We start from the raw sequence: 24,301 nt of genomic DNA, 5'->3' as shown, positions 1-24,301 counted from the left end.
CGATGCTCAGCCGCTTTTTCATCGATCGGCCAATCTTCGCCTGGGTGATCGCGATCGGCATCATGCTGGCTGGACTTGGCGCCATGCTGTCGCTGCCTATTGCTCAGTATCCAGATATCGCGCCGCCTGCGGTCAACATCAGAGCAAATTATCCAGGCGCTTCGGCCGATACTGTAGAGACAAGCGTCACGCAGGTCATCGAGCAGCAACTGACTGGCATCGATGGCCTGATGTATTTCTCCTCGACATCCACCGCCAATGGCCAGTCGCGTATCACTGTCACCTTTGACAAAGGCACCGACCCCGATACTGCGCAGGTCCAGGTTCAAAATAAGGTGCAGCAGGCGTTAAGCCGGTTGCCCAATGCAGTTCAGCAGCAGGGCCTGACCGTCACTAAATCGCAGACCGATTTCCTGATGCTGGTTGCGCTGTACGATCGTACCGATCGAGCCACCCAGACTGATATCTCCGATTACCTGGTCAATAATTTTCAGGACCCCATCTCCCGCTTGGAAGGTATCGGCGACGTTCAGATTTTTGGATCCCAATATGCCATGCGCATATGGCTGGATCCCTACAAACTCGCCACCGTCAAGCTCATGCCGTCGGACGTCGAAAACGCGATCCGGTCGCAGAATGTCGAGGTTTCCGCCGGTCAGATCGGCGCTGATCCGGCGCCCGCCGGACAGCAACTGAATGCCACCGTTCGCGCGCGTGCACGCCTCCAGACTCCCGAAGAATTTCGCAACATCATAGTGAAAACTCAAAGCGATGGGTCCGTCGTTCACCTCTCCGATGTTGCTCGGGTCGAACTTGGGAATGAAAGTTACACCTTTTCAGCCGCGCTGAACGGACATCCTGGATCGGGCATCGCACTCCAACTCGCTCCCGGCGCCGACGCTCTGAAGACCGCCGAACTCGTCAAGGCAAAGGTCGCAGAGCTGTCCACGAACCTGCCCCACGGGTACAGCATCGCATTCCCGCGCGATACGACACCCTTCATCCGGCTTTCCGTGGATGAGGTCATCAAGACACTTATCGAAGCCGTCGGGCTGGTCGTCGTGGTCATGTTCGTCTTTCTGCAAAGCTGGCGCGCGACGCTGATCCCTGCGGTGGCGGTTCCGGTCGTCCTGCTCGGGACCTTCGGCGTGCTAGCCCTTTTCGGCTATTCCATCAACACGCTCACACTGTTCGGCATGGTGTTGTCCATCGGCCTTCTGGTCGATGACGCGATCGTAGTCGTCGAGAATGTCGAACGGCTGATGCACGATGAGGGGCTTGACGCGCGCGCCGCCACAATCAAATCGATGGAAGAGATAGGCAGTGCGCTGGTCGGCATAGCCCTTGTCCTTTCGGCCGTTCTCCTGCCCATGGCCTTCTTCGGCGGTTCGACGGGGGTTATTTACCGGCAGTTCTCCATCACCATTGTGTCCTCCATGCTTCTGTCCGTGGTGGTTGCGCTCATCCTGTCGCCCGCCCTGTGCGCCACATTGTTGAAATCGGCCAGTGAGGAGCGCCGTCACCAGGGATGGGCGGGCCGGTTCAACCGCTGGTTTGGGCGCGTGACCGGCGGCTATATGCGGCGGCTTGAGGCAATCATGCATCGGCGCGCCCTCTTCTGGACGATCTATCTGCTGATATTGGGCGTCCTTGCGCTGATCTTTGTCCGCTTGCCGACCAGCTTCCTCCCCGTAGAGGATCAGGGCCAGGTCATGGTGCAGATGACCCTTCCCGCTGGCGCCAAGTCCACGCGAACCGCGCAAGTGGTCGAGAGTGTTCGCAGCTACTTCCAAAGCGAAGAAGGAAATAACGTCGGCAACATATTCATTGCCCAAGGTTTCAGTTTTGCAGGACAGGGCGAAAATACCGCGCAGGGTTTCATCAATCTCAATCCTTGGGAAGACCGGAAGGGTAAGGCGAATAGCGCGACCGAGATCGCGAACCGCGCTACAAAGCAGCTCGCAGCCGTACGTGATGCGAAAATTCTGGCCATGACGCCGCCCGCCATCCGTGGCCTGGGCCAGTCGAACGGCTTTACCTTCGAGCTGCTCAACACAGGCGGCCTCAGCCGAGACAAGTTCCTGGCCGTGCGCAACCAGCTGCTCGCTGCAGCTTCGCAAAGCCCTCTGCTCGCGGGTGTGCGTGCCGCTACGCTTGAGGACACGCCCCAGTTGAAGGTCGATATCGATAATGAAAAGCTTGCTGTGCTTGGACTTACACAAAATGATGTGGACGATGTTCTAAGTTCCGCCTGGGGAAGCAGCTATATCAACGACTTCATTGATCGCGGACGCGTAAAACGCGTCTTTATGCAGGCAGACGCGCCTTATCGAGCTTTGCCGACCGACATTGAAAACTGGCAAGTGCGCTCTGCCGCCACGGGCGAAATGGTTCCATTCTCCGCTTTCGCCACCACCCATTGGGAAATGGGTCCGACAACAGTGTCGCGCTTCAACGGCCAATCCTCCTATGAAATACAGGGACAGGCGGCACCCGGTGCGAGTTCGGGGGAAGCCATGGATGAAATGGTGCGTTTGCAGCAGCAATTGCCGACAGGAACCAGCTATGCCTGGAGCGGCCTTTCCTATCAGGAACAATTGTCTGGCGGACAGGCGCCCTTGCTTTATTCTCTCTCCGTGCTGGTTGTCTTTCTCTGCCTCGCTGCGCTTTATGAAAGCTGGTCGGTGCCGCTCGCAGTATTGTTCGTAATCCCGCTGGGCCTGATCGGGGCAGTCGTCGCGGTGTGGGCGCGCGGGCTGGAGAATAATGTATTCTTCCAGGTAGGCCTCCTCACCACGATGGGGCTGGCCGCAAAGAACGCGATCCTCATCGTTGAATTCGCCGAATTTGCCTATCGCGATGGCAAGGACGCGATGAGCGCGGCAATCGAAGCGGCCAGGCTCCGTTTCCGACCGATCATAATGACCTCGCTCGCCTTCATTGCGGGCGTTATGCCGCTGGCGCTCGCTCATGGCGCTGGCGCACAAAGCCGCATCGCCATCGGCACGGCGGTTGCTGGCGGCATGCTGACCGGAACCTTGCTTGCCATCTTTTATGTGCCGCTGTTTTTCTTCACGATCATGCGGCTTTTCAGACGCAAGGACCATTCATCTGTCACCGGATCGGAGGTGCCCGCATGAGGCGCTTGCTCCCCCTCGGCCTGTCCGTGACGCTGACCGCCTGCAATCTGGCGCCCGCATATGAGCGGCCCACCGCGCCCGTTCCGCCCGCTTGGCCAAATGGATCCGCATATTCAACCGCCCTTCCTACAGAAGTGGCAGGTTTGCCCTGGACGGCTTTGGTCGGCGACGAACGGCTGCGTACGATCATTGATCGGGCGCTGATCAACAATCGGGATCTTCGCGTAACTCTGGCCAACCTTCTCGCGGCGCGCGCCCAATATCGCATTCAGCGGGCCGCGCAGATGCCTACGGTTACGGCGGATGCCAACGCGACGCTCACGCACCGGAATGACCAGCGTCAGGACAATTACAGCGCGGACATCGGTTTTAGCGCTTTCGAAATCGATCTGTTCGGCCGCCTGCGCAATTTGAGTGAATCCGCCCTTCAATCCTATCTCGCAAGCCAGGAGGGCGCGCGCGCCGCGCGCATCGCGCTCGTCGCGGAAACGGCCAGCGCCTATGCAACGCTTGCTGCGGACCAGCAATTGCTTGCCGTAGCTCGCGATACGCTCAGCGGCGCCGAACGGACGCTCGCGCTTACACGATCGCTCAACGGCGTCGGTCTTTCCGGCAAGCTCGACGTCCATCAGGCGGAAACGATCGTCGAGCAGGCGAGGTCCGATGTCGCGGCCGCGGTTACGCAGGTAGCGCAGGATCGCAACGCGCTGGATCTGCTCGCCGGGGCGCCGGTAGAAGAAGCTCTGCTCCCGCTATCCCTATCCGCTCTAATCAGCTCGACTGCGCAAGTTCCTGCCGGGACTTCGTCCGAAATCCTGCTTCAGCGGCCAGATGTGCTGCAGGCCGAACATCAATTACAGGCTGCGAATGCGAATATCGGCGCTGTACGGGCCGCGATGTTCCCGAAGATCAGCCTGACGTCAGCGATCGGCGTCGCCAGTTCAGCACTGTCGTCGCTTTTCACTGGCGGCGCATTCAGTTGGACAGCTGCTCCATCGGCGAGCCTTCCCATCTTCGGTGGCGGTGTGAAAGCCAATATCGAATATAGTAAGGCGCAACAGCAGGCCGCAATTGCCAGCTACGAGAATGCCATCCAGAGCGCCTTTCGTGAAGTCGCCGACGCCTTGGCACGCGGAGGCACCATAGGCGAACAGCAGCGGGCTCAGCGAGCTCTGGTCGCGTCGAATGAGAATGCCTATGCCTTGTCCGAACAGCGTTATCGGGCGGGTATCGATCCGTTCCTGACAACACTCGTGAACCAACGCTCGCTATATTCCGCCCGGCGGAGCGCGATCGCGACGGACCTTGAACTGTTGCTAAATCGTATATCCCTCTATCGCGCAATCGGTGCCGATTTTTAAGAGTTTTACTCGGTTGAGCCCCTAATGGTGACGGGCCGTATGGCTGCAACGCCGTCACCTCCCTCTCCACCGAGTTCGGTCAAGCCGGGCCAACTGACTTTAGGTGCGACAGTTTCCTTGCAGTTCGCTTTGACGAAATGAGCTTCGAACCACGCCGCGTTGTGCGCGGCATGGCTCGATCCTCACTCAACAGGCATTGGCAGTCCTCAGTTTTGATTATCAGGCGCTGACCTGAACTTCGCTGATAAGGGCCAATAACTGCTGAGCATGTTCTTTTCTGCAAATGAGCAGGTCAGGCAGATACACATTTGCCTGATTGTAGATCAGCGGGCTGCCATCAATTCGCGAGCAGTGCAGGCCATGCGCCTTCGCCACGGCGACAGGTGCCATACTGTCCCATTCATATTGGCCGCCGGAATGCAGGTAAATATCTGCCTGCCCCAATATCACCGCCATCGCTTTCGCGCCGGCCGAGCCCATCGGAACAAGCTCGGCACCCAGCTTTTCCGCGACCGCGACAGCTTCGGCGGCCGGGCGGGTGCGGCTGACCACCATGCGTAGCTTTTCGGGTGCAGGCGGGATCGGCTGCGGCTGATCCGACCGAACTATTGTACCCTTCCCTTTTCCGGTCAGGTCAAGGCCCGGCAGCGCTACAGCGCCGATCTCCGGCTGCCCATCGATCGCCAGACCGACATGGACCGCCCAATCGGATCGCTCCTCGCCATATTCGCGGGTGCCATCGACAGGATCCACAATCCAGACGCGGCTTTGGCTCAGCCGCTCGGCATTGTCCTTCTCTTCCTCAGACAGCAACCCGTCCTCGCCCCGTTGTTCACGCAGGGCGTGAACAAGGAATTGGTTGGCCGTTTGATCGCCCGCCTTGCCCAGCGCCTTGGCGCTGAACATGCCGCTGGCGCGCACCTCAAGCAGGATACGCCCGGCGGTTTCGGCAAGATGCGCCGCAAGGTCGGCATCGCTCATCCCGCCGCTCATGGGATCAGCCTGGCTACGATGGCGTCGGCCGCTTCCTCGGCGGTCATGGCCGTTGTGTCGATGCGGATTTCCGGGTCCTCTGGCGGCTCATAGGGGCTGTCAATGCCGGTGAAGTTCTTGAGATCCCCGGCACGCGCCTTCTTGTAGAGGCCCTTGACGTCCCGTGCCTCTGCTTCAGCAAGCGGCGTATCGATGTGCACCTCGATGAACTCGCCCGGCTGCATCATCTGCCGCACCATTTCGCGCTCCGACCGGAAGGGCGAGATGAAGGCGGTAATGACGATCAGGCCCGCGTCGGTCATCAGCTTGGCAACCTCGCCCACGCGACGGATATTCTCCACGCGGTCGGCATCGGTGAAGCCCAGATCCTTGTTCAGGCCGTGGCGTACATTGTCGCCATCCAGCAGGAAAGTGTGCCGGTTCATCCGCGCCAGTCTCTTTTCCACCAGATTGGCGATGGTCGACTTGCCCGCGCCAGAAAGCCCGGTGAACCACAGCACGGCAGGCTTCTGGTTCTTGAGGCCCGCATGGAACTCACGGGTGACATCGGTCGCCTGCCAGTGGACATTCTGCGCCCGCCGCAGCGAGAAGTGCAGCATGCCCGCCGCCACGGTGGCGTTCGTGATCTTGTCGATCAGGATGAAGCCGCCCAGCGTCCGGTTCTGCTCATAGGACTCGAACACGATCTGCTTATCGGTGGACAGATTAGCGACACCGATAGCGTTGAGGTCCAGCGTCTTGGCCGCCAGATGCTCCATCGTGTTGACGTTCACTTGATATTTCGGGTGCTGCACCGTCGCGGTGACGGTCTGCGTCCCGATCTTCAGCCAATAAGGACGGCCCGGCAGCATTTCCTCGTCAGCCATCCACACGATGGTGGCTTCGAACTGGTCGGCAGCCTGCGGAGGATTGTCGGCCAGCGCGATGACGTCGCCGCGCGAGCAGTCGATCTCGTCAGCGAAGCAGATCGTCACCGACTGCCCCGCGACAGCCTGATCCAGATCGCCGTCCAGCGTCACAATACGCGTCACCGTGCTGGTCTTGCCCGAAGGCAGCACGCGGATCGCATCGCCCGGCTTCACGGTGCCGGTGGCAATCAGGCCGGAAAAGCCGCGGAAGTCGAGGTTCGGGCGGTTGACCCACTGCACCGGCATGCGGAACGGCTTTTCCGCGTCGGTCGCGCTGTTGACTTCGACGGTTTCCAGATGCTCGATCAGGGCCGGGCCCTTGTACCAAGGCGTGTTCTCCGAAGGGCCAGTGATATTGTCGCCCTTGAAGCCGGAAATCGGCATCGGCACGAAATGCTGAATGCCGATCGAGCGCGCGAATTCGGTGTAATCCTTGACGATACCGTCATAGACCGCCTGGTCATAATCGACCAAGTCCATCTTGTTCACCGCCAGCACGATATTCTTGATGCCGATCAGGTGCGCCAGATAGCTGTGGCGCTTCGTCTGCGTGAGCACGCCCTTGCGCGCGTCGATCAGGATGACGGCGAGATCGGCGGTCGATGCGCCGGTCACCATGTTGCGCGTATATTGTTCGTGGCCGGGGGTATCGGCGACAATGAACTTGCGCTTTTCGGTCCCGAAGAAGCGATAAGCCACGTCGATCGTGATGCCCTGCTCGCGCTCGGCGGCGAGGCCATCGACCAGCAGCGCGAAGTCGATTTCCTGGCCCTGCGTGCCGACCTTCTTGGAGTCCGCCTCCAGTGCCGCCAGCTGATCCTCGAAGATCATCTTGCTGTCATAAAGCAGGCGGCCAATCAGGGTGGACTTGCCATCATCCACCGACCCGCAGGTGATGAAGCGCAGCATCGTCTTGTGCTCATGCACCTTCAGATATTCGTCGATATCCTCGGCAATGAGGGCGTCGGTCTTGTAAATGGGTTCGTCGAGAGTGTCGGTCATGTCATCTGTCCCGTCATGCCAGCGCAGGGTGGCATCTCGTTGATCTGAAGGAAGGTTCTGCCTCGGGGCCTCAAATCCCGGCTAACGCCGGGATGAGGGCAGAGGTCAGAAATAGCCTTCCTGCTTCTTCTTCTCCATGCCGGCGCCGCCCGCATCCTTGTCGATGGCGCGGCCCTGACGCTCGGAGGTGGTGGTCAGCAGCGTTTCCTGGATGACTTCCGGCAGCGTCTTCGCTTCGCTTTCGACAGCGCCAGTCAACGGATAACAGCCCAACGTGCGGAAGCGGATCGATCGCATCACCGGCGTCTCGCCTTCCTTCAGCGGGAAGCGTTCGTCATCGACCATCAGCAGCATGCCGTCACGCTCGACGGTCGGGCGTTCCTCGGCGAAATAGAGCGGCACGATCGGCACATTGTTGAGGTGGATATACTGCCAGATATCCAGCTCGGTCCAGTTGCTGATCGGGAAGACGCGGATGCTTTCACCCTTGTTCTTCTTCGCATTGTAGAGGTTCCACAGCTCCGGCCGCTGGTTCTTCGGGTCCCAGCCATGCGAGGCGGTACGGAAGGAGAAGATGCGCTCCTTGGCGCGGCTCTTTTCCTCGTCACGGCGTGCGCCGCCAAAGGCTGCGTCGAAGCCATAAAGGTCGAGCGCCTGCTTCAGACCTTCGGTCTTCCACATGTCGGTGTGCAGCGCGCCGTGGTCGAACGGGTTGATCCCGCGCTCCTGCGCTTCCGGATTGTGATAGACCAGCAGCTCCATGCCGCTTTCCTTGGCCATGCGATCGCGCAGCTTGTACATTTCCTGGAACTTCCACGTCGTATCGACGTGCAGCAGGGGAAATGGCGGCGGCGAGGGATAGAATGCCTTGCGGGCTAGGTGCAGCATCACCGCGCTGTCCTTGCCCACGCTGTATAACATGACCGGCTTTTCAGCCTCGGCCACAACCTCTCTCAGAATATGTATGCTCTCCGCTTCCAGGCGCGCCAGGTGGGTGAGCGTTTTTGTATCTGTCATCGTCTTGTCCAGCCTTTCGCAGACCCAGATGACAGAAGGCGCGAATCATCAAACCTCCCAGATGGGAGAGAGATATTTCTTCCATTACCGCACGACGAAAATTTAATCAGCGGCAAGAGCGCGAGCCGACTTTTCAGGCATTTTGAGGCGACGCTTCGTCTTCACCCAACCTCAGTTCCACCTCATAGCCAGAGATGATCCGCTCCAGTGTTGTGCAATAATCGCCAAGGATTTCCGGTAGCGGTCCCCAATTTTCAGTCTCGTACTCAGGGAGTTGGATCAGCACCTCCCTCCGCATCATGCTGATCGCAGCACCGATCACGACCTGATTAATCTCGATATAAACGTTCAGGGCCACAGCGGGAGGAAGCCCCCTCGCCTCCAGCATCGTGAGCACCCTCTGCGAATAGTCGAACGAATGCTGTTCGGGTTCTTTTCCAATCAGATTGGTGATGAGGTGAGGCAGGGACCGGAAGAGACGATAGGTAACTGTCGCATGTTCGCGCAATATATCCTGCCAACTCTGTCCTTCATCCTTGATCAGCGCTTGCCCTACTAGACGCTGTGCCACGAGTTGCAGCAGATGTTCCCGCCCCCGCACATAGCCATATAGCGTGGCAACACCGGTATTCAGCCTTTCGGCAACCAGACTCATCTCCAGCTTGGCGATGCCGACCTCGCAGGCGGCATCGACAATCATTTCCAGCGTCAGCCTTCGGGGACGCCCTACCGTCCGTTTCGCCTGCCTCGGCATTCCGCTCTCCAAATTCGATTTCAACGCGATTCTAGCGCGCCTGTTTATATTGACAACGATTGCTTGCGCTCCTGCACGAACCGATTGTTCTAAGGGTAGATTATATCGATCGCCTCGTCTCGGCGGTCAGGCGTGTCCGCCCGCCACCGCACCGATCCGGTCGGCCGTTCGAGGCGCCGCCGTACCCGCCCCTCGCCGCTCCCCATGTGGAAGGCATTAGCGGCGTCCTCGATCTGGCGGTCGCTCATCGTCATACGATCGCGCTGGTGCAGATAATCTCCCCAGGTCGGACAATGATAATGTTCGGTCCAGAGTTCGGGATCTGCGATGTCGCGTGCCACGGACCAGCCAAAGGCACCACTTCGGAGGCGGGCGCTGCGCACCTTCTGCATCGCGGCATAGAAGTCGCGCGCCTTGTCAGTATCTACCCGATAATCGATTTTCACGACTATGGGACCACTGCGCGAGGTCAGTGCAAGGCCAACCTGCGGCTGATGACTGAGAATGCTTTGTTCCAATCCATCGGGGAGCGATCGCGCCAACGGAAAGACGAGACCGAGAATGGTGCTGAACACCATCGCTGCCCCCGACATCATCATCGCTTCACCTGTTCCTAGAGCGGTGGCGATCGAGCCCCACAGCCACGCACCCAGAGCGAGCCCACCCGTCAACGCCGAGCCATAGCAGGCAAGCGCGCGCGCCGTGACCCAACGCGGTGCTGACATTTGCACAGCGACGTTGAACTGTGCGACCAGGATCATCCAGGCAAAGCCCGCGACCAGCAGTGCCCCGCAAGTCAGAACGGTGTAGCTGCTGATCCCGGCGAGGATGATCATTGCGCCCAGCAATATCGACAACAATCCCGCAGCCTGCTCCGGCCGCAGACGCCGACGCACCAGATCAAGCCCGGTGGCGCCCAGCACCGCGCCCACGCCATAGGCGCCCAATAACAAGCCATAGGTGCTTGCCGACCCGTGCAGCAGGTCCTTTGCGATCAAAGGTGTGAGTGCGGACACTGATGCCCCCGCCAGACCCACGACATGTGTGCGGATAAGCACGACCCGGATTGGGGGCGAATGCACCGCATAGCGCACGCCCGAGACGATCGCCCGATCGATCCTTTCCGGGGGCAAGCGCGAAGGCTTATGTTCCCGCTGCCACATCAGGAAGGCAAGGATCAGCGGCAGATAGAAGAAAGCGTTGGCTGCAAAGGCCGCCATTGCGCCCAGCGAGGCAACGATGATGCCGCCGATCGCGGGGCCGAAGCTGCGCGCCACATTGTAGCTGATCGTGCCGAGGGCGATCGCGGCAGGCAGATGCTCGCCGCTTACCTGCTCACCGATCGAGGCTTGCCAGGCAGGCCCATATAAGGCGACCCCCGTGCCGATCAGGAAGCAGAAGAGCAGCAATGTCCAAGGAGAGAGCAGTTCCGCACCGGCAAGCAGCGTGAGGCAGATCGCCATCAGTGATGCGAAGACAAGGCCAGCCAGCGCCACCTTGCGCCGGTCGATCATGTCCGCGATCGCCCCAGCGGGCAACGCGACGAGCATCAACGGCAGCATGAGGGCCGTTTGGACCAGCGCCACCATCTGCGGCGACGAACTCAGCCGCGTCATAAGCCAAGCCGCACCGACGCCTTGTATAAGTTGCCCGAAGTTCGAAAAAAGGCTGGCGATCCAGATTGTGCGGTAGGTCCGCTGGCGCAATGGCTCCAAAAGGGCGAAGCGGCCCGCCCCTGAAGTCGCGGTTTCAGCTGTGGTTACGGCCTTGTCGCTCATCTGCCTTGGTCTCGTTTCACGCTGAACACTTGTCTTGTGCGGCACAGGGACAGAATATTGCTGAACGTCCTGGAGTTTTCCAGCAAGGGTTTCGATTTAAATAGACTTATGGCTATCAGGCAGCCGGGGGCTCACGCCAAGTTCAATCGCGACGGAATATAGGGGCGCGCTTTTCGAAGAAGGCAGCGAAGGCTTCCTGAGCCTCTTCGGATTCCAGCATCTGTTCAAAAAGCCGCGCCTCCTCTTCGATCCTGTCGAGCAGCGCGGCGGGATCGCCCTTTAGCAGCCGCCGGGTGGCCGCCAGTGCCTTGGGCGGCTTCTTCATGAGGGTGGCCGCCTTCGCCCGAGCGTGACCAAGTAGTTCTTCGGTGGGCAGGATTGCGGTCACCAGACCTGACCGGTCAGCGGTTTGGGCGTCCATTGGCTCGCCCAGCAACAGCATCGCCGCTGCTTTTGCATGGCCCAGCGTCGCGGGCGCGAGCAGGCTTGAGCCAGCTTCCGGCACGATGCCCAGATTGACGAAGGGCATGATGAATCGCGCGTCGGGCGCCGCATAGACAAGGTCGCAATGGAACAGCATCGTCGTGCCCACGCCCACGGCCAGGCCCTGGACGGCAGCGATCAGCGGCTTGTCGAAGTCTGCAATGGCGCGGATGAATGCGAATGCAGCCGCGCCACCCTGCGGTCCTTGAGTGAAGTCCTTAAGGTCATTGCCTGCGCAGAAGGCGTCACCCTTTCCTGCGATCAGGACAGCGCCGATGTCGCTCCGCGCCGACGCCTCGGCAAGGGCTGCGGTCATGCTGTCGTACATGGCTGCGGTAAGCGCGTTCTTCTTATCGGGGCGATCGATGTGGATTTCCAGGACGCCGCCCTGTTCGATGATTTCGATCCCGTTGGTCATGACCGCCTCCGTTTCCTAAGCCCCCACTAATGTGTCGATCGGCCGGGCGTCTATCCTTTTTCCGTTAGACTGCCTACAGCCCTGGCATGAGCCGTCTACGGGAAATCGCCGACCCCTTCCTGCTGCTGCTGATCGCCATGGTAGCGCTGGCCTCCGTCCTTCCCGCGCGGGGCGAGGGTGCGCATATCGTTGGCATCCTTGCGGACGCTGGCATCGTGCTGCTGTTCTTCCTGCATGGGGCGAAGCTATCGCGCGAAGCGATCTGGGGCGGGGCAATGGCGTGGAAGCTGCATCTGGCGACGCTAGGAACGACATTCGCGCTGTTTCCGCTGATCGGGCTGGCGACGCAGCATGTGGAAGCGATCCCCGGGCAGATGCGAGCGGGGTTGCTGTTCCTGACGCTGTTGCCCTCGACGGTGCAATCGTCGATCGCCTTCACGGCGATAGCGCGAGGCAACGTCGCGGCGGCGGTCGTGAGTGCGTCCTTCTCGAACTTGCTGGGGATCGTTCTGACGCCGTTGCTGGTGGCGCTGCTGATGCAGAAGAGCGTCGGGGGGACCGGCGGTCTGATTTCCCTGTCGGCGGTGGAGGGGATTGTATTGCAGTTGCTGCTGCCTTTCCTGCTGGGCCATATGGCGCGGCCGTGGATTGGCGGCTTTGTGTCGCGGCACAAGGCGATGTTGGGGCGAGTGGATCGGGGTTCGATCCTGCTGATCGTCTATTCCGCGTTCAGCGCGGCGGTGGTCGAGGGAATGTGGCATAAGGTGTCACGGGAAGAATTGTTGTTGCTGGCGCTGTTGTCGATTGCGATTTTGGTGGTGGTGCTGCTGTTTACCTGGGGTCTGGGGCGCTTGCTGGGATTGTCGCGGGAAGATGCGGTCGTTCTGCAATTTTGTGGGTCGAAGAAGAGTTTGGCGACGGGGGTGCCGATTGCCGGGGTTTTGTTTCCAGCAAGTGCGGTGGGACCGATATTGTTGCCGTTGATGTTGTTTCACCAGATTCAGTTGATGGTTTGTGCCGGACTGGCGCGGCGTTATGGAAGTCGTGAAGGAAATGGCGAATAGAACGGGATTTTCCGAAGGCCCGTGAGTTGTTGTACATATGTATAAGTATGACGCGGTCATTATCGGGGGCGGGCATAATGGGCTGGTGTGCGCATTTTATCTGGCGCGCGCGGGTTACCGGGTCCGCATATTGGAGCGGCGGTACGTCGTAGGCGGCGCGGCGGTGACGGAGGAGTTTCATCCCGGTTTCCGCAATTCGGTCGCCAGCTACACCGTAAGCCTGCTGCATCCCAAGGTCATCGCGGACATGGCACTAGCCGACCATGGCTATCGCGTGATCGATCGGCCGATCGCCAATTTCCTGCCGCAGCCGGACGGACGCTATCTGAAAGTCGGCGGCGGCATCGAAAAGACGCAGGCGGAGTTCGCCAGGTTCAGCGCGAAAGATGCGGCTGCCCTGCCCCATTATCAGGACGGGCTGGAGGCGATAGCGGATCTGCTGCGCGACATGATGCTGAAGGCACCGCCCAATGTCGGCGACGGGCTGTCGATGCTGACAGCGGCATTGTCGCAGGGACGGCGCGTCGGCGCATTGTCGCTGGACGAGCAGCGCGACATGCTGGACCTGTTCCTGAAATCGGCGCGCGCCTTTCTGGACGGATGGTTCGAGAGCGAGGCGGTGAAGGCGGCCTTCGCCTTTGACGCGATGGTCGGCAATTACGCGTCGCCCGATACGCCGGGCAGCGCCTATGTCCTGCTGCACCATGTCATGGGACAGGTGAACGGCAAGAAGGGCGCATGGGGCCACAGCGTCGGCGGCATGGGCGCGATCACGCAGATCATGGCGAAGGTCGTCCGCGCGATGGGCGTGGAGATCAGCCTGGAAGCGCCGGTCGAACGGGTGCTGGTGGACGGCGGACGGGCCGTCGGCGTCAGGCTGGAAAGCGGGGAGGAGGTCATGGCGGCGGCGGTGATAGCCAATGTCGGTCCCAAGCTGCTGTACGAACGGATGATGGACCCGGCCGACCTGCCGCCCGATTTCCGCAAGCGCATCCGGGGTTTCAGGACGGCGTCGGGCAGTTTCCGCATGAATGTCGCGCTGTCGGCGCTGCCGGACTTTGCCTGCCTGCCGGGACCGGGCGAGCATTTGCAGGCCGGGATCATCATCGCGCCGGACATGGACTATATGGACCGCGCCTTTACCGATGCGAAGGCCAGGGGCTGGTCATCCGCGCCGATCGTCGAAATGCTGATCCCGTCGATCATCGACGACAGCCTGGCGCCGCCGGGATGCCATGTGGCGAGCCTGTTCTGCCAACAGTTCGCGCCGCAGCTACCCGATGGCCGAAGCTGGGACGAGGCGCGGGGGCAAGCGGCGGACGACGTGATCGCGACGGTGGACGCTTATGCGCCGGGCTTTGCGGCGTCCGTGATCGCGCGGGACATATTGTCGCCGCTGGACCTTGAACGGAAGTTCGGGATGGTGGGTGGCGACATCATGCATGGCGCGATGACGCTGGACCAATTGTGGGCGGCAAGGCCGGTGCTGGGCCATTCCGGTTATCGCGGACCTGCCGAGGGGCTCTATATGTGCGGCGCGGGCGCCCATCCGGGCGGCGGAGTGACGGGCGCGCCGGGGCATAATGCCGCGCGTGTCGTAATGAAGGACATGGCGCTGGGCGGACGGCTCCGGCGGCGGAAGCGTGCCGATTGAGACTGCCGATAGGGGACTCGAGTCTGCGCCCAATGGTCAGGCATGAAGGCGCGCGGAGAGAGATTCGCGCGGCACGAGCAGGCGAATGGACCTCGCCAACCCCCAAAATATCTCGAATCCGGCACGAAAATATCGGTTAATGGGCAAAAACACCCCTAGTTGCGGGCGATGAGACAGGTTAAGACCCGTCGTCCACGAAAGGGAGACGATCGATGAACAATACCGAACTCGCCGAAGCAGTTGCAGCCGAGCATGGCCTGACCAAGGCCGATGCCCGCAAATATGTGGACGGCGTGTTTGCCGCTATCGCTGGCGCCGCTGCCAAGGGTGACGAAGTTTCGCTGAGCGGCTTTGGGAAGTTCAAGGTCAAGGATCAGCCAGCACGCGAAGGCCGCAATCCGTCGACCGGCGCAACCATCCAGATCGCAGCATCGAAGAAGCTGACCTTCACGCCCGCAAAGGCGGTCAAGGATCAGCTGAACGGCTAACAGGCCGGGCGCCCCTTCCGGCAAGGAACGGGGCGCCGCGAATGTTACGATTGCATGACGTGCAATCGACATGCCGATCTAAACAATTGTCAGGAGAGGGTCGCGGCGGCAAATGCCGCCCTGCCTTTCAGGCATCCTCTCCTAAAACTCATTAGGCCGGTCCTTTTTGGACCGGCCCTTTTTTTGGCCCGCAGCGCGACGGCCGGTTACTTTCGGCGATGGCGGCGTATTTTGGATGCGTATTCCTCGGTCCTCCCCTGGCGACAATATATAAGATGGTTACGGCCCAAATTGTGGGTAGAGCCGCGTTCAATCAACATCTTCACCCATCATGTCGATAATGAGATGGGACAAGATCAGCCCTCTAGTAAGGGCGCCACAGCAGCGGAACATCAGAAGCGTCCATCATAGGGACAGATATCGCCACACTAAAGAAGTGAAGGTGATTTACATTTGAGTTGAAAGCGCGCAGAAGGTCGCCACAGTTATTCAGTGCGGAGAAGCGTGCCAATGTCTGAAAATTCGCAGCCCGACATCACGACGCTCACAGTTCAGCTTTTGAGTGCGTTTGTCTCCAACAATTCGGTTACGAGCGAGGGGCTCGCCGAGCTTATCCGGACAACCCGGATCGCCTTGACTGAAGATCCGGCGGCGGAGTCTGCCGATGCGCAGGCAGCGACTTACACACCGGCCGTTTCCGTTCGCAAAAGCCTGTCGTCACCCGACCACATCCTGAGCATGATCGACGGCAAGCCGTACAAGACGCTGAAGCGCCATTTGGCGACGAATGGCCTTTCGCCGGACGAATATCGCCAGCGCTACAATCTGCCAAAATCCTATCCGCTGGTTGCGCCCAGCTATTCCGAAGCGCGCCGCGCCGTTGCCACGCGCCTTGGCCTGGGACGCAAACCCGCGACAGCGAACGGCGTGAAGGCAGCCGCACCCCAGCAGGCGAATGCAGGCGACAAGGCCGCGCCGAAAGCACCCGGTGCCGCAGCAAGCGCCAAGGCGCCCGCTGGCAAGGCGGCGAAGGCTGCAAAGCCCGCCAAGGCAGCGGCGAAGCCCGCCGCAAAGCCTGCCGCTGCTTCGGCAAAGGCGGCTGACGGCGCGCAGCCGAAGGCGGCCAAGGCAGCACGCAAGCCTCGCGCAAAGGCGGCAACGGCCGGGGCCGAAGCCAAGAGCTGACGCTCCTTTCTTTTCCGAGATAATGGACGGGCCGTTGCGGTTGGCGCAATGGCCCGTTCTCGTCAGTCGATGGTCAGTCGTCCGCAGCGGTTACGCGTACCGGTACATGGCCCACCCGCTTGGCGAGTTCAGCTGCATCGGTCAGTTGCAGACGTGCCGAACGCAGGATTACATCGCCACGCCGCCGCATCTGTTGCAGGGTGCGGTTGACGTGAACGGACGTCAGGCCGAGGGCATCGGCAAGGGCGTTCTGCGTCAGCGGCCATGCAAAGCTGCCCTCGCTCACCAGACCGCACAGCGCCAGACGGTCGCGCAATTCCAGCATGAGATCCGCGATCCGTTCCTCCGCGCTGAGGCGGCCGAGGCGCGTGATCTGGGCAAGCAGATAGGCTTCGTCCAGGGCGTGGCTTATTCGATAGGCCTGCTGAAGCGCCGGGGAGCCGATGGACGGCGCGGCGCAGACCGTCAGCTGGCTGAGGGCGACGACGGTCGATACCGACAAGGGGCGGTCATGATGGCAATTGCCGATGAGGTCGCCGGGCAGGATTATGCTCATGATCTGCCGCCGTCCATCGGGAAGGAAGCGCGTTCGAGCGGCCCAGCCATTGAGGATCAGCAACGGGTTCGAAATAGGCGCGCCCTCCGCGATCAGTTCGCGCGCGGGCTTCAATACGCGGTTGCGCAGGGCGGCATCGGCCAGCGCTGCCTCCGCGTCCTGATCGAGAGCGGCAAGCGCGGAGAGCCTGCGGATAGCGGGATGCGCGGGAGCGGACAGGCGGGTGATGACGGTCATGGCTGGACGACCGGGTTGATGACAGCGCGTTTGCCGATCAACCGCGCCATCGCGAACGGCTTTCTGAACCGGGGCGCATCAATGGACCGCAAGCCGCTTTTAATTGTCATGGATAGCGGCAAGTACTTCATTGGGAATGCCTGTCCCATTTCACCGACCTCCAGAAGCATCGATTTTGCCTGCAAAGGTTAATATGAACGGATGGGAAACGATGTTGGAGGCGAAAGGGTCCACATGTGGTGGCCAACCTGAACCGGTTCGTCTTAAGCCAGGCAAGCAAGTTTTGTCTTTCGCCCGGTGGCGATGGAGCATTGCCCGCGTCAGCACATGCGTGTCATTGGGGCCTGACAAAGAAGCGTCGAACGCGGGGAATTAGAGCGTCGCGCCTTTTATCTGGATCACTCAACCCCGTTCGGGCTGAGCTTGTCGAAGCCCTTACCTTTCTAAAAAGAAGGAAAGCCCTTCGACAAGCTCAGGGCGAACGGTAACAGAGGAAGATTCTGATTTAAGGCACGATGCTCTAAGCAGAGTATCGACGGACGCCGTGGGCCTGTTCCATCGGTGATGCGGTCGGGGCGGTCAGAGACCAAGCTCTCCCTGCCGCGGGCGCACTGGCGTGGATATTGGCGGGGAAAGCGGCGGCTGCATGGGCGGCATGACGGCGGATGCTATCAGAATGCGGGCGAGGCCGGTCAGCGTATAGACGGCCTGCCGCTGTGCGCCGCGATTATGGTGATCGACGCGGTAGCCCTGATAATGACGGCGCAGCAAGCCCGCCGCGACCATTTCCGATACGGCGCGGCTAAGGTTGGTCTTGCCCGAGGCGCGGACGCGCAGCTTCACCTCCTCTTCGACCGCCAGGCTGGCGGCGTCCGGATCGGCGGGCAAGCGCCCCTGTACGGCCAGTTCGGCTCGCACGCGCGTGGTCAGCGCCATGCGGCGGGGATCGCGGCCGCCCATGGGGGTCAGCGCGTCGCACAGCCAGTCGCGCAGAGGCTGCAAGCCGCCCTCTTTCGCCACTAACGGTCCTGCGCTGCCGTCCGGGCGCGCCGCTTCGGCAATCAGGGTCAGCAGCATGAAGGCGTAGCGTGGCCGCGTGCTGACATGGGCAAGCCGGTCCAGCAGGGCGGAAAGATCGCCACTGGCGGAAGAAGGAGGCTTGATCGAACCGTGAAACATAACGGGGATGAATCAAGCACAGGTGGAGGCCAATGTGAATCCCTTGCGTTGGGAATTGGTCGCTTTTGTCGCGAATGACACTTTGCCCGAGGGTAAAGTGTCATTGTTGGCACTTTGGTCGGTGGGGTAGTTGAGGGAAAGTGAATGGCGTTCAGTGGAGGCCTGAGCCGCCCCCGCTCAGTTCCTTGGCGATGGAGCCGACCATATCCTTGGCGTCGCCGAACAGCATCTGGGTGTTGCTGTTATAGTAGATCGGATTGTCGATCCCGGCGAAGCCCGCGTTCATCGAGCGTTTGATCACGAACACCGACTTGGCCCTGTCCGCCTCGATGATCGGCATGCCCGCGATCGCGCTATTGGGATCGTCGCGCGCCGACGGGTTCACCGTGTCGTTCGCGCCGATGATCACCGCAACGTCCGCCTGCGGCAGTTCAGGGTTGATGTCGTCCAGGTCGACCAGCTGTTCATAGGGAACGTTGGCTTCGGCCAGCAGCACGTTCATGTGACCGGGCATGCGGCCCGCCACCGGGTGGATCGCGAACTTGACGTCCACGCCCTTCTTCGTGAGCGCCTGGTACAGTTCGCTGACCTTGTGCTGCGCCTGCGCGACCGCCATGCCATAGCCGGGAATGATGACCACGCTGCTGGCATTTTCCAGCTGCATCGCGGCTTCCTCGGCAGAGGCGGAGCGCACCACCCGGTCGTCCTTGCCGCCCGCAACGCCCGCGACCACCTTGCCAAAGCCGCCGAACATGACATTGGCAAAGCTGCGGTTCATCGCCTTGCACATCACCAGCGCCAGGATGAAGCCCGATGCGCCATCGAGCGCGCCCGCCACGATCAGCAGCTTGTTGCCCAGCGCAAAGCCCATCGCGGATGCGGCAAGACCCGCATAGCTGTTGAGCAGCGCGATCACGGTCGGCATGTCCGCGCCGCCGATCGGGATCACCAGCAATATGCCGAACAGCAGCGCCAGGCCTGCGAACAGCGGGAACAGCCAGGTCTGCGTCGGATCAAGCGCCAGCGTCACGCCGATCGCCACCGTCGCCAGCGCCACCGCGCCATTGACGATGCGCTGGCCGGGGAAGGACACCGGACGGCTGCCCATCAGTTCCTGCAGCTTGGCGAAGGCGACGACCGACGCGGTGCAGGTCAGGAAACCCAGCAGCATCTCGAACATCAGCGCCCACAGGATGAAGCCGCCCGCATATTCGGCATGGGCGTGCTTATAATATTCAGCGGCACCGATCAGACCGACCGCCAGCGCGCCAAAGGCGTGGGAGATGGCGGTACGCTGCGGGATCGCCGTCATCGGCATCAGCAGCGCCATCGGGATGCCCGCCGCCGCGCCCGCGATCATCGCGATGATGATCAGGTTGTAATCCACCACCTCATGCTGGACGAGCGCGCCGATGATGGCGATGACCATCCCGATCTCGCCCGCGCGCACGCCGCGACGGGCGGTCGATGGATGGCTCATCCACATCAGCGACAGGATGAACAGGGCCGATGCGGCAATCGCCGCGAAAGGTACGAAGGCGTCCATTTGTTACTTCCCCCGCGGCTTGAACATCTTGAGCATGCGATCGGTGATCATGAACCCGCTCACCAGGTTCACCGTCGCACAAAAAACCGCGATGAAGCCCAAGGTCTTGGCAAGCGGCGTCGCCCCTTCCTCACCCGTGATCGTGATCGCCCCCACAATCACCACCGCCGCAATCGCATTGGTCAGCGACATCAAAGGCGAGTGCAAAAGCGGCGACACCTTCTTGATCAGCTGAAAACCCAAAAAGGCCGCCAATATGAAGACGAACAGATACTCTGCATTGAAAGCGTTCACTGACTTATCCCCTGTGTTCAGGCCGCCGCTGCCTGCACGAAGCGCGGGTGGACGATCTCGCCATGGCGGGTCAGCGTAACCGCTTCGATCAGCGCGTCATCAGCGGGCATCGCCAACCTCTTTTCCGCCTTGTCCCAATAGGCTTCGATGAAATTATAGCAGTTGCGCGCGAACAGGTTCGACGCGTCGACGGCGACCTTTGCCGCCCCATCGACAAGCCCGATAAGCTTGACCCCGTGACGCAGCACCATTTCCCCGGCGATGACACCTTCGACATTGCCGCCGTTTTCGGCGGCCAGATCGACGATCACGCTGCCCGGTTTCATGCTTGCGATCTGCGCATCGCTGATCAGGCGCGGAGCGGGCCGTCCGGGGATGAGGGCGGTCGTGACGACCATGTCCTGCCCGGCGATATGCCCGCTGACCAAGGCCGCCTGACGCTGCCGATAGACTTCGCTCATTTCCCCGGCATAGCCGCCCACCGCTGCGGTCAGCTGGTCGCCGTCCTGAATCTCTTCGAATATGGGCTTGGCGCCCAGAGACATGATCTGCTCGCGTGTTTCGGGCCGCACATCGGTGGCGGATACGACCGCGCCCAGTCGCCGCGCGGTCGCGATCGCCTGAAGACCCGCGACGCCCACACCCATGACGAACGCCTTGGCCGCCGCGATCGACCCCGCGGCCGTGGTCATCATCGGCAGGCAGCGATTGAGTTCGGTCGTGGCCCGCGCAACCGCATGATAGCCAGCGAGATTGGCCTGGCTGGACAATATATCCATTGCCTGCGCGCGGGTCGTGCGCGGGAGCACTTCGAGCGCCATCGCTTCCACTCCCAGATCGGCATAGGCCGCCATCCTGCCCGGATCCGCAAAGGGCGCCAAGCCACCGACCAGCTTCGTTCCCGGACGAACCCCGAGCAGTTCGGCGGCAGCCGGAGGACGCACCGTGACCACGACATCCGCCTGCCCAAGCGCTTCCTTGCGATCCACGATCAGGGCACCCTGCGCGGCATAGGCGTCATCGGAGAAACCCGCCGCAAGACCTGCACCGCTTTCGACCAGCGTCGACAGGCCGAGCTTTGCATATCGGGCGACAATCGAAGGCGTCATGGCTACACGATGTTCACCAGCCACCTGTCCGGCCAGGACGGAAATATTTACCATCGATCCTCTCTCTGCCTCAGTCAGCCGGACAACGATCACCGCAGCTGATATGCCTCGCTATGCGGGAGTAGCCCGATTCAGCCTTCGCGGGCCGCGCCAGTGATACATGTTATCTGACATATGTCAATTATCGATGCAGCCCACGCAGGTGTGTGTGCAGCGGGCCGTCATGGAGCAGGCGCCGTCATGAAGACTGGCGCCTGCCAAAGGTTCAAAGCGAAATGCCGCCATCCACGCAGGTGATCTGGCCGGTGACATAGGACGCCTGTTCAGACGAAAGGTAGAGCACCATGCTGGCAAGCTCCTCGCCCCGACCCGGCCGATTGCCCAGGCGAATGCGGCTGGTCATCCATTCCAGCGCTTCGGCCCCAGCGTCGCCGCCGGTCATGGCACGACCCGGATCATCGAGCGAAGCCTCCGTCTTGTCGATCGCGCCCATACCGAAGTTGAACCAGCCCAGGCGGACGACATTCGCGCGCACTCCGTAGACAGCCTCTTCCGCCGCCAGATAAAGCGCCATGCTTTCCAGACCCGCCTTTGGCACCGCCGACTGACCGTCGCGATCGAAGCGACGGGCGTTGCCGAAGCTGGTGCAAACAGTGATGACGCCCTTGTTGGCGCGCATCTGTTCCTTGGTGGCGCTGATCACGTTGAAGAAGCCGAACAGTTCAGTCTTGACGAGAAACTCCATGAAGCTGGGCTTCACGTCGGCCAGTTGCAGAGTGTTGTCCCACATCGGCCCGGACGCATAGATGACCGTGTGGATATGGCCGAAACGCTTCACCACGCCGCTGATGCATTGTTCGACCGCCTGCAAGTCGGTTATGTCCAGCTTGCTGGCCGATGCCGTTACGCCTTCGCTTTCCAGTTCATTCACCAACGCATTCGCCTTGGTTTCATTGCTGTTGTAGGTGAAGGCGATATTGGCGCCAGTCTTTGCAAAGGCGCGCACGATCGCCGACCCCGCGCCGCCGGTTCCGCCGATGATGAACACGGCACCTTCGCGCCGCACCGTCAAATTATAGGTCATTTTTCCTCTCCATAAGTCCGCGTTGCAAGCACCCAATCCGCCAGCGAACGCCCGTCAGCGCCAAAGGTGTTGGCATATTACCTGACGGTTGTCGTTCATTTAGTCAATGACCAATGCGCTGTCCCGCCACCCAAAGGGCCGCCTCCCCCGCCCCATTCAGTCGACGCCGCCATTTATCAATTTGACGAATGGAGGCATATTCGTTAGCAGACATTTGTCGTTTGTCGAGAAATCAGCGACGGAGGAGCAGGGCATGAGCCGCTCCGGGTAGAGGATGAATGATCATCAAAAGGTCACCAAAAGCGCTGCATAGCGGAGGGCCAGCTCGCTCAAGGGCCAGGAAATACGCTGGTTTTCGGACCTGCGGCATGTCCTTGGCCACCGGCGGCCGACATGGTCCAATGCCGTCGGCGAAGATCGGATCCCTCGCGCGATTACCCTCATCATCGAATCAATCATCTGACAATTGTCTTTGAAGGAAGCAACGCCATGAGTGATTTTATCTTCACACCCGCCCTCGCGATCACGCAGATCGCTTTTGTGGTGCCAGACGCCATCGAAGCGGCCCGTGCCCATTCCCGCCGTTATGGATCGGGGCCGTTCTGGGCTGTCGAACATTATCCGCTTCACGTCCATCGCTATCGCGGCAAGGACAGCGTCATCGACGTCACCTCCGTCTATGGTCAGTGGGGCAATATCACCGCCGAATTCGTGCAGCAGCATGATGATGAACCGTCCGCCTATCGCGATCTTGTGAAGAAGGGCGAGTCGCGGATTCATCATTTTGCCATGTTCGTCGACGATCTGGACAAGCGGATGGCTCAATATGAAGCTGAAGGCTGCGAGGCTGCTCTTTATGGCGAAACCTTCCCTAATGGTATGGGCCGCTACGCCATCATGGATACGTCGAAACAACTTGGCGTGATGACTGAACTTTATGAAGAAGAAGGCACCCGTCCCTTCTACGACCATATGAAGAAGTCCGCAGAAGGATTTGATGGAACCGATCCGATCCGCCGGATGCAATTCACCGACCTTTAAGACGAGGTGGAGCCGCCCCGACAGCTAACAGGCCGGGGCGGCTACCGCATGTAGCAAACAGGTTGTTCAGGCGGTGCCCACTCAGCACTGCCCCCGCCGAATTCAGAAGCAAAGTAGGGAGGGTAGCCAGCGCTACCCTCCCTTTCTGCATTCCCTGCGCGTTTGCGGACGGAAGCAATGCTCCCGCCCGCACCGCTGTGTCGTTATCAACTGCTCAGATGCGCCGTGGCACGCGCGGCCACCTCGCCCAGTTCGGACAGGATCGGGTTGCGGCGGAGCGTGAGCCCGCCATTTACCTGAAGATTCTGGCCGGTCATGAAACATTCGTCGGATGCCAGCCACACAACGGCAGCCGCAATATCTTCGCGCGTGCCAAGGCGGCCAAGCGGATATTCCTTTGCAAAGGCGTCGATCAGTTCCTTCACGCTGAAGCTGTCGCCAGCCATCGGCGTTTCGGTGAGGCCCGGCGAAATGGAGTTCGCCCGAATGCCGCGCGCGCCATATTCGTTGGCCACGGTACGGATCACATGGTCGATTCCGGCCTTGGTGCCCATGTAGGCGGCGTGATTTTCGAGCATGATAGTCGCGGTGGCGGAGGAAATCTGAATGATCGATCCGCCCTGCCCCATTACCCGCAACATCGCCTGGATGAAGAAGAAGGGGCCTTTGAACTGGATGTCCATGATCTTGTCGAGATCAGCCTCCGTCGTTTCATGGGTCGGCTTCATCAGCCCCCAGCCAGTCGCGTTCACCGCGACGTCCAGTTTGCCATAGGTTTTGACGGCAAAGTCAGCGGCGGCATCGACATCGGCCTTGCTGGTGATGTCCATCAATATGTAGCTGCCGCCGATCTCTGCCGCGAGCTTGCGCAACGGCTCTTCGTGACGACCGGTCACGACGACCTTCGCGCCTTCCTGGGCGAGGCGCTCGGCGATCTTCTGGGCCATGTTCTGTTCGCCCGCGGCGCCGGTGACCAGTGCTACTTTTCCTTCAAGCCTCATATTCAACTC

At 60.8% G+C, this 24,301-nt stretch carries 21 protein-coding genes; 8 read left to right on the top strand and 13 right to left on the bottom strand.

Features of this window, described 5'->3' with window-relative positions; genetic code table 11:
• The first annotated feature begins 2 nt into the window (after positions 1–2).
• On the top strand, positions 3–3,140 hold the full coding sequence (locus tag ACYU81_RS17295; RefSeq protein ID WP_460988941.1) for an efflux RND transporter permease subunit: 3,138 nt from the start codon (positions 3–5) through the stop codon (positions 3,138–3,140).
• On the top strand, positions 3,137–4,501 hold the full coding sequence (locus ACYU81_RS17290; RefSeq protein WP_460988940.1) for an efflux transporter outer membrane subunit: 1,365 nt from the start codon (positions 3,137–3,139) through the stop codon (positions 4,499–4,501). The genes ACYU81_RS17295 and ACYU81_RS17290 overlap by 4 nt, the downstream gene beginning before the upstream one ends.
• Positions 4,502–4,720: 219 nt before the next feature.
• On the opposite strand, the gene ACYU81_RS17285 is transcribed toward ACYU81_RS17290, so the two are convergent.
• From ACYU81_RS17285 to ACYU81_RS17260, 6 genes are all read right to left on the bottom strand, one after another.
• The gene (locus tag ACYU81_RS17285) at positions 4,721–5,494 is read right to left on the bottom strand and encodes a 3'(2'),5'-bisphosphate nucleotidase CysQ (protein ID WP_460988939.1); all 774 of its coding nucleotides are present in this window, start codon (positions 5,492–5,494) and stop codon (positions 4,721–4,723) included.
• Complete coding sequence (gene cysN, locus ACYU81_RS17280; RefSeq protein WP_460988938.1) at positions 5,491–7,404, bottom strand: sulfate adenylyltransferase subunit CysN; 1,914 nt, start codon at positions 7,402–7,404, stop codon at positions 5,491–5,493. The genes ACYU81_RS17285 and cysN overlap by 4 nt, the downstream gene beginning before the upstream one ends.
• 105 nt (positions 7,405–7,509) lie before the next feature.
• Complete coding sequence (gene cysD, locus ACYU81_RS17275) at positions 7,510–8,421, bottom strand: sulfate adenylyltransferase subunit CysD (RefSeq protein ID WP_460988937.1); 912 nt, start codon at positions 8,419–8,421, stop codon at positions 7,510–7,512.
• 133 nt (positions 8,422–8,554) lie between these two features.
• Complete coding sequence (locus ACYU81_RS17270; protein ID WP_460988936.1) at positions 8,555–9,175, bottom strand: TetR family transcriptional regulator; 621 nt, start codon at positions 9,173–9,175, stop codon at positions 8,555–8,557.
• A gap of 89 nt (positions 9,176–9,264) precedes the next feature.
• Complete coding sequence (locus tag ACYU81_RS17265) at positions 9,265–10,953, bottom strand: MFS transporter (RefSeq protein ID WP_460988935.1); 1,689 nt, start codon at positions 10,951–10,953, stop codon at positions 9,265–9,267.
• Between the two features lie 142 nt (positions 10,954–11,095).
• The gene (locus ACYU81_RS17260; RefSeq protein ID WP_460988934.1) at positions 11,096–11,854 is read right to left on the bottom strand and encodes an enoyl-CoA hydratase; all 759 of its coding nucleotides are present in this window, start codon (positions 11,852–11,854) and stop codon (positions 11,096–11,098) included.
• Between the two features lie 86 nt (positions 11,855–11,940).
• Between ACYU81_RS17260 and ACYU81_RS17255 the strand changes: the two genes are divergently transcribed.
• The 4 genes from ACYU81_RS17255 (at position 11,941) to ACYU81_RS17240 (ending at position 16,245) form a co-directional block, all read left to right on the top strand.
• Positions 11,941–12,918 (top strand): bile acid:sodium symporter family protein, encoded by a 978-nt coding sequence (locus ACYU81_RS17255; RefSeq protein WP_460988933.1) that lies wholly within the window; start codon positions 11,941–11,943, stop codon positions 12,916–12,918.
• A 37-nt stretch (positions 12,919–12,955) separates the two neighbouring features.
• Positions 12,956–14,572, top strand: coding sequence for a phytoene desaturase family protein (locus ACYU81_RS17250; RefSeq protein ID WP_460988932.1), 1,617 nt, complete (start codon positions 12,956–12,958; stop codon positions 14,570–14,572).
• Between the two features lie 212 nt (positions 14,573–14,784).
• Entirely contained in the window at positions 14,785–15,060 is a 276-nt protein-coding gene (locus tag ACYU81_RS17245; protein WP_097093579.1) for an HU family DNA-binding protein, read from the top strand.
• Between the two features lie 510 nt (positions 15,061–15,570).
• The gene (locus ACYU81_RS17240) at positions 15,571–16,245 is read left to right on the top strand and encodes a Ros/MucR family transcriptional regulator (RefSeq protein WP_460988931.1); all 675 of its coding nucleotides are present in this window, start codon (positions 15,571–15,573) and stop codon (positions 16,243–16,245) included.
• Positions 16,246–16,318: 73 nt separating this feature from the next.
• On the opposite strand, the gene ACYU81_RS17235 is transcribed toward ACYU81_RS17240, so the two are convergent.
• A complete protein-coding gene (locus ACYU81_RS17235; RefSeq protein ID WP_460988930.1) occupies positions 16,319–17,038 on the bottom strand; it encodes a Crp/Fnr family transcriptional regulator in 720 nt (239 codons plus the stop codon).
• Positions 17,039–17,056: 18 nt separating this feature from the next.
• On the opposite strand from ACYU81_RS17235, the gene ACYU81_RS17230 reads away from it, so the two are divergent.
• Positions 17,057–17,230 carry a hypothetical protein gene (locus ACYU81_RS17230; protein WP_460988929.1) on the top strand — a complete coding sequence of 58 codons (174 nt, stop codon included), beginning with the start codon at positions 17,057–17,059 and terminating at the stop codon, positions 17,228–17,230.
• Between the two features lie 387 nt (positions 17,231–17,617).
• Here the strand turns inward: ACYU81_RS17230 and ACYU81_RS17225 are convergent, their stop codons facing one another.
• The 5 genes from ACYU81_RS17225 to ACYU81_RS17205 all read right to left on the bottom strand — a co-directional run bounded on the left by ACYU81_RS17225 (position 17,618) and on the right by ACYU81_RS17205 (position 22,250).
• On the bottom strand, positions 17,618–18,217 hold the full coding sequence (locus ACYU81_RS17225) for a hypothetical protein (protein ID WP_460988928.1): 600 nt from the start codon (positions 18,215–18,217) through the stop codon (positions 17,618–17,620).
• A gap of 151 nt (positions 18,218–18,368) precedes the next feature.
• Complete coding sequence (locus ACYU81_RS17220; RefSeq protein ID WP_460988927.1) at positions 18,369–19,763, bottom strand: NAD(P)(+) transhydrogenase (Re/Si-specific) subunit beta; 1,395 nt, start codon at positions 19,761–19,763, stop codon at positions 18,369–18,371.
• Between the two features lie 3 nt (positions 19,764–19,766).
• On the bottom strand, positions 19,767–20,057 hold the full coding sequence (locus tag ACYU81_RS17215) for an NAD(P) transhydrogenase subunit alpha part 2 (RefSeq protein ID WP_460988926.1): 291 nt from the start codon (positions 20,055–20,057) through the stop codon (positions 19,767–19,769).
• A 17-nt stretch (positions 20,058–20,074) separates the two neighbouring features.
• The gene (locus tag ACYU81_RS17210; RefSeq protein ID WP_460988925.1) at positions 20,075–21,220 is read right to left on the bottom strand and encodes an NAD(P) transhydrogenase subunit alpha; all 1,146 of its coding nucleotides are present in this window, start codon (positions 21,218–21,220) and stop codon (positions 20,075–20,077) included.
• Positions 21,221–21,431: 211 nt separating this feature from the next.
• Positions 21,432–22,250, bottom strand: a complete 819-nt coding sequence (locus ACYU81_RS17205; RefSeq protein ID WP_460988924.1) for an SDR family NAD(P)-dependent oxidoreductase — start codon at positions 22,248–22,250, stop codon at positions 21,432–21,434.
• A 489-nt stretch (positions 22,251–22,739) separates the two neighbouring features.
• Here ACYU81_RS17205 and ACYU81_RS17200 point away from each other — a divergent pair, with 489 nt between their 5' ends.
• Positions 22,740–23,291 (top strand): VOC family protein, encoded by a 552-nt coding sequence (locus ACYU81_RS17200; protein ID WP_449468953.1) that lies wholly within the window; start codon positions 22,740–22,742, stop codon positions 23,289–23,291.
• A gap of 206 nt (positions 23,292–23,497) precedes the next feature.
• On the opposite strand, the gene ACYU81_RS17195 is transcribed toward ACYU81_RS17200, so the two are convergent.
• The gene (locus ACYU81_RS17195; RefSeq protein ID WP_460988923.1) at positions 23,498–24,292 is read right to left on the bottom strand and encodes an SDR family oxidoreductase; all 795 of its coding nucleotides are present in this window, start codon (positions 24,290–24,292) and stop codon (positions 23,498–23,500) included.
• Positions 24,293–24,301 lie beyond the last annotated feature (9 nt).

It is taken from the genome of Sphingobium sp. TomTYG75, assembly GCF_054771635.1.
This window is presented reverse-complemented; position numbering and strand designations above follow the sequence as displayed.

Bases quoted from the DNA above. Each gene is read 5' to 3' on its own strand.
- ACYU81_RS17295 (WP_460988941.1), top strand. From the start codon at position 3: ATGCTCAGCCGCTTTTTCATCGATCGGCCAATCTTCGCCTGGGTGATC.
- ACYU81_RS17290 (WP_460988940.1), top strand. From the start codon at position 3,137: ATGAGGCGCTTGCTCCCCCTCGGCCTGTCCGTGACGCTGACCGCCTGC.
- ACYU81_RS17285 (WP_460988939.1), bottom strand. From the start codon at position 5,494: ATGAGCGGCGGGATGAGCGATGCCGACCTTGCGGCGCATCTTGCCGAA.
- cysN (WP_460988938.1), bottom strand. From the start codon at position 7,404: ATGACCGACACTCTCGACGAACCCATTTACAAGACCGACGCCCTCATT.
- cysD (WP_460988937.1), bottom strand. From the start codon at position 8,421: ATGACAGATACAAAAACGCTCACCCACCTGGCGCGCCTGGAAGCGGAG.
- ACYU81_RS17270 (WP_460988936.1), bottom strand. From the start codon at position 9,175: ATGCCGAGGCAGGCGAAACGGACGGTAGGGCGTCCCCGAAGGCTGACG.
- ACYU81_RS17265 (WP_460988935.1), bottom strand. From the start codon at position 10,953: ATGAGCGACAAGGCCGTAACCACAGCTGAAACCGCGACTTCAGGGGCG.
- ACYU81_RS17260 (WP_460988934.1), bottom strand. From the start codon at position 11,854: ATGACCAACGGGATCGAAATCATCGAACAGGGCGGCGTCCTGGAAATC.
- ACYU81_RS17255 (WP_460988933.1), top strand. From the start codon at position 11,941: ATGAGCCGTCTACGGGAAATCGCCGACCCCTTCCTGCTGCTGCTGATC.
- ACYU81_RS17250 (WP_460988932.1), top strand. From the start codon at position 12,956: ATGTATAAGTATGACGCGGTCATTATCGGGGGCGGGCATAATGGGCTG.
- ACYU81_RS17245 (WP_097093579.1), top strand. From the start codon at position 14,785: ATGAACAATACCGAACTCGCCGAAGCAGTTGCAGCCGAGCATGGCCTG.
- ACYU81_RS17240 (WP_460988931.1), top strand. From the start codon at position 15,571: ATGTCTGAAAATTCGCAGCCCGACATCACGACGCTCACAGTTCAGCTT.
- ACYU81_RS17235 (WP_460988930.1), bottom strand. From the start codon at position 17,038: ATGACCGTCATCACCCGCCTGTCCGCTCCCGCGCATCCCGCTATCCGC.
- ACYU81_RS17230 (WP_460988929.1), top strand. From the start codon at position 17,057: ATGACAGCGCGTTTGCCGATCAACCGCGCCATCGCGAACGGCTTTCTG.
- ACYU81_RS17225 (WP_460988928.1), bottom strand. From the start codon at position 18,217: ATGTTTCACGGTTCGATCAAGCCTCCTTCTTCCGCCAGTGGCGATCTT.
- ACYU81_RS17220 (WP_460988927.1), bottom strand. From the start codon at position 19,763: ATGGACGCCTTCGTACCTTTCGCGGCGATTGCCGCATCGGCCCTGTTC.
- ACYU81_RS17210 (WP_460988925.1), bottom strand. From the start codon at position 21,220: ATGGTAAATATTTCCGTCCTGGCCGGACAGGTGGCTGGTGAACATCGT.
- ACYU81_RS17205 (WP_460988924.1), bottom strand. From the start codon at position 22,250: ATGACCTATAATTTGACGGTGCGGCGCGAAGGTGCCGTGTTCATCATC.
- ACYU81_RS17200 (WP_449468953.1), top strand. From the start codon at position 22,740: ATGAGTGATTTTATCTTCACACCCGCCCTCGCGATCACGCAGATCGCT.
- ACYU81_RS17195 (WP_460988923.1), bottom strand. From the start codon at position 24,292: ATGAGGCTTGAAGGAAAAGTAGCACTGGTCACCGGCGCCGCGGGCGAA.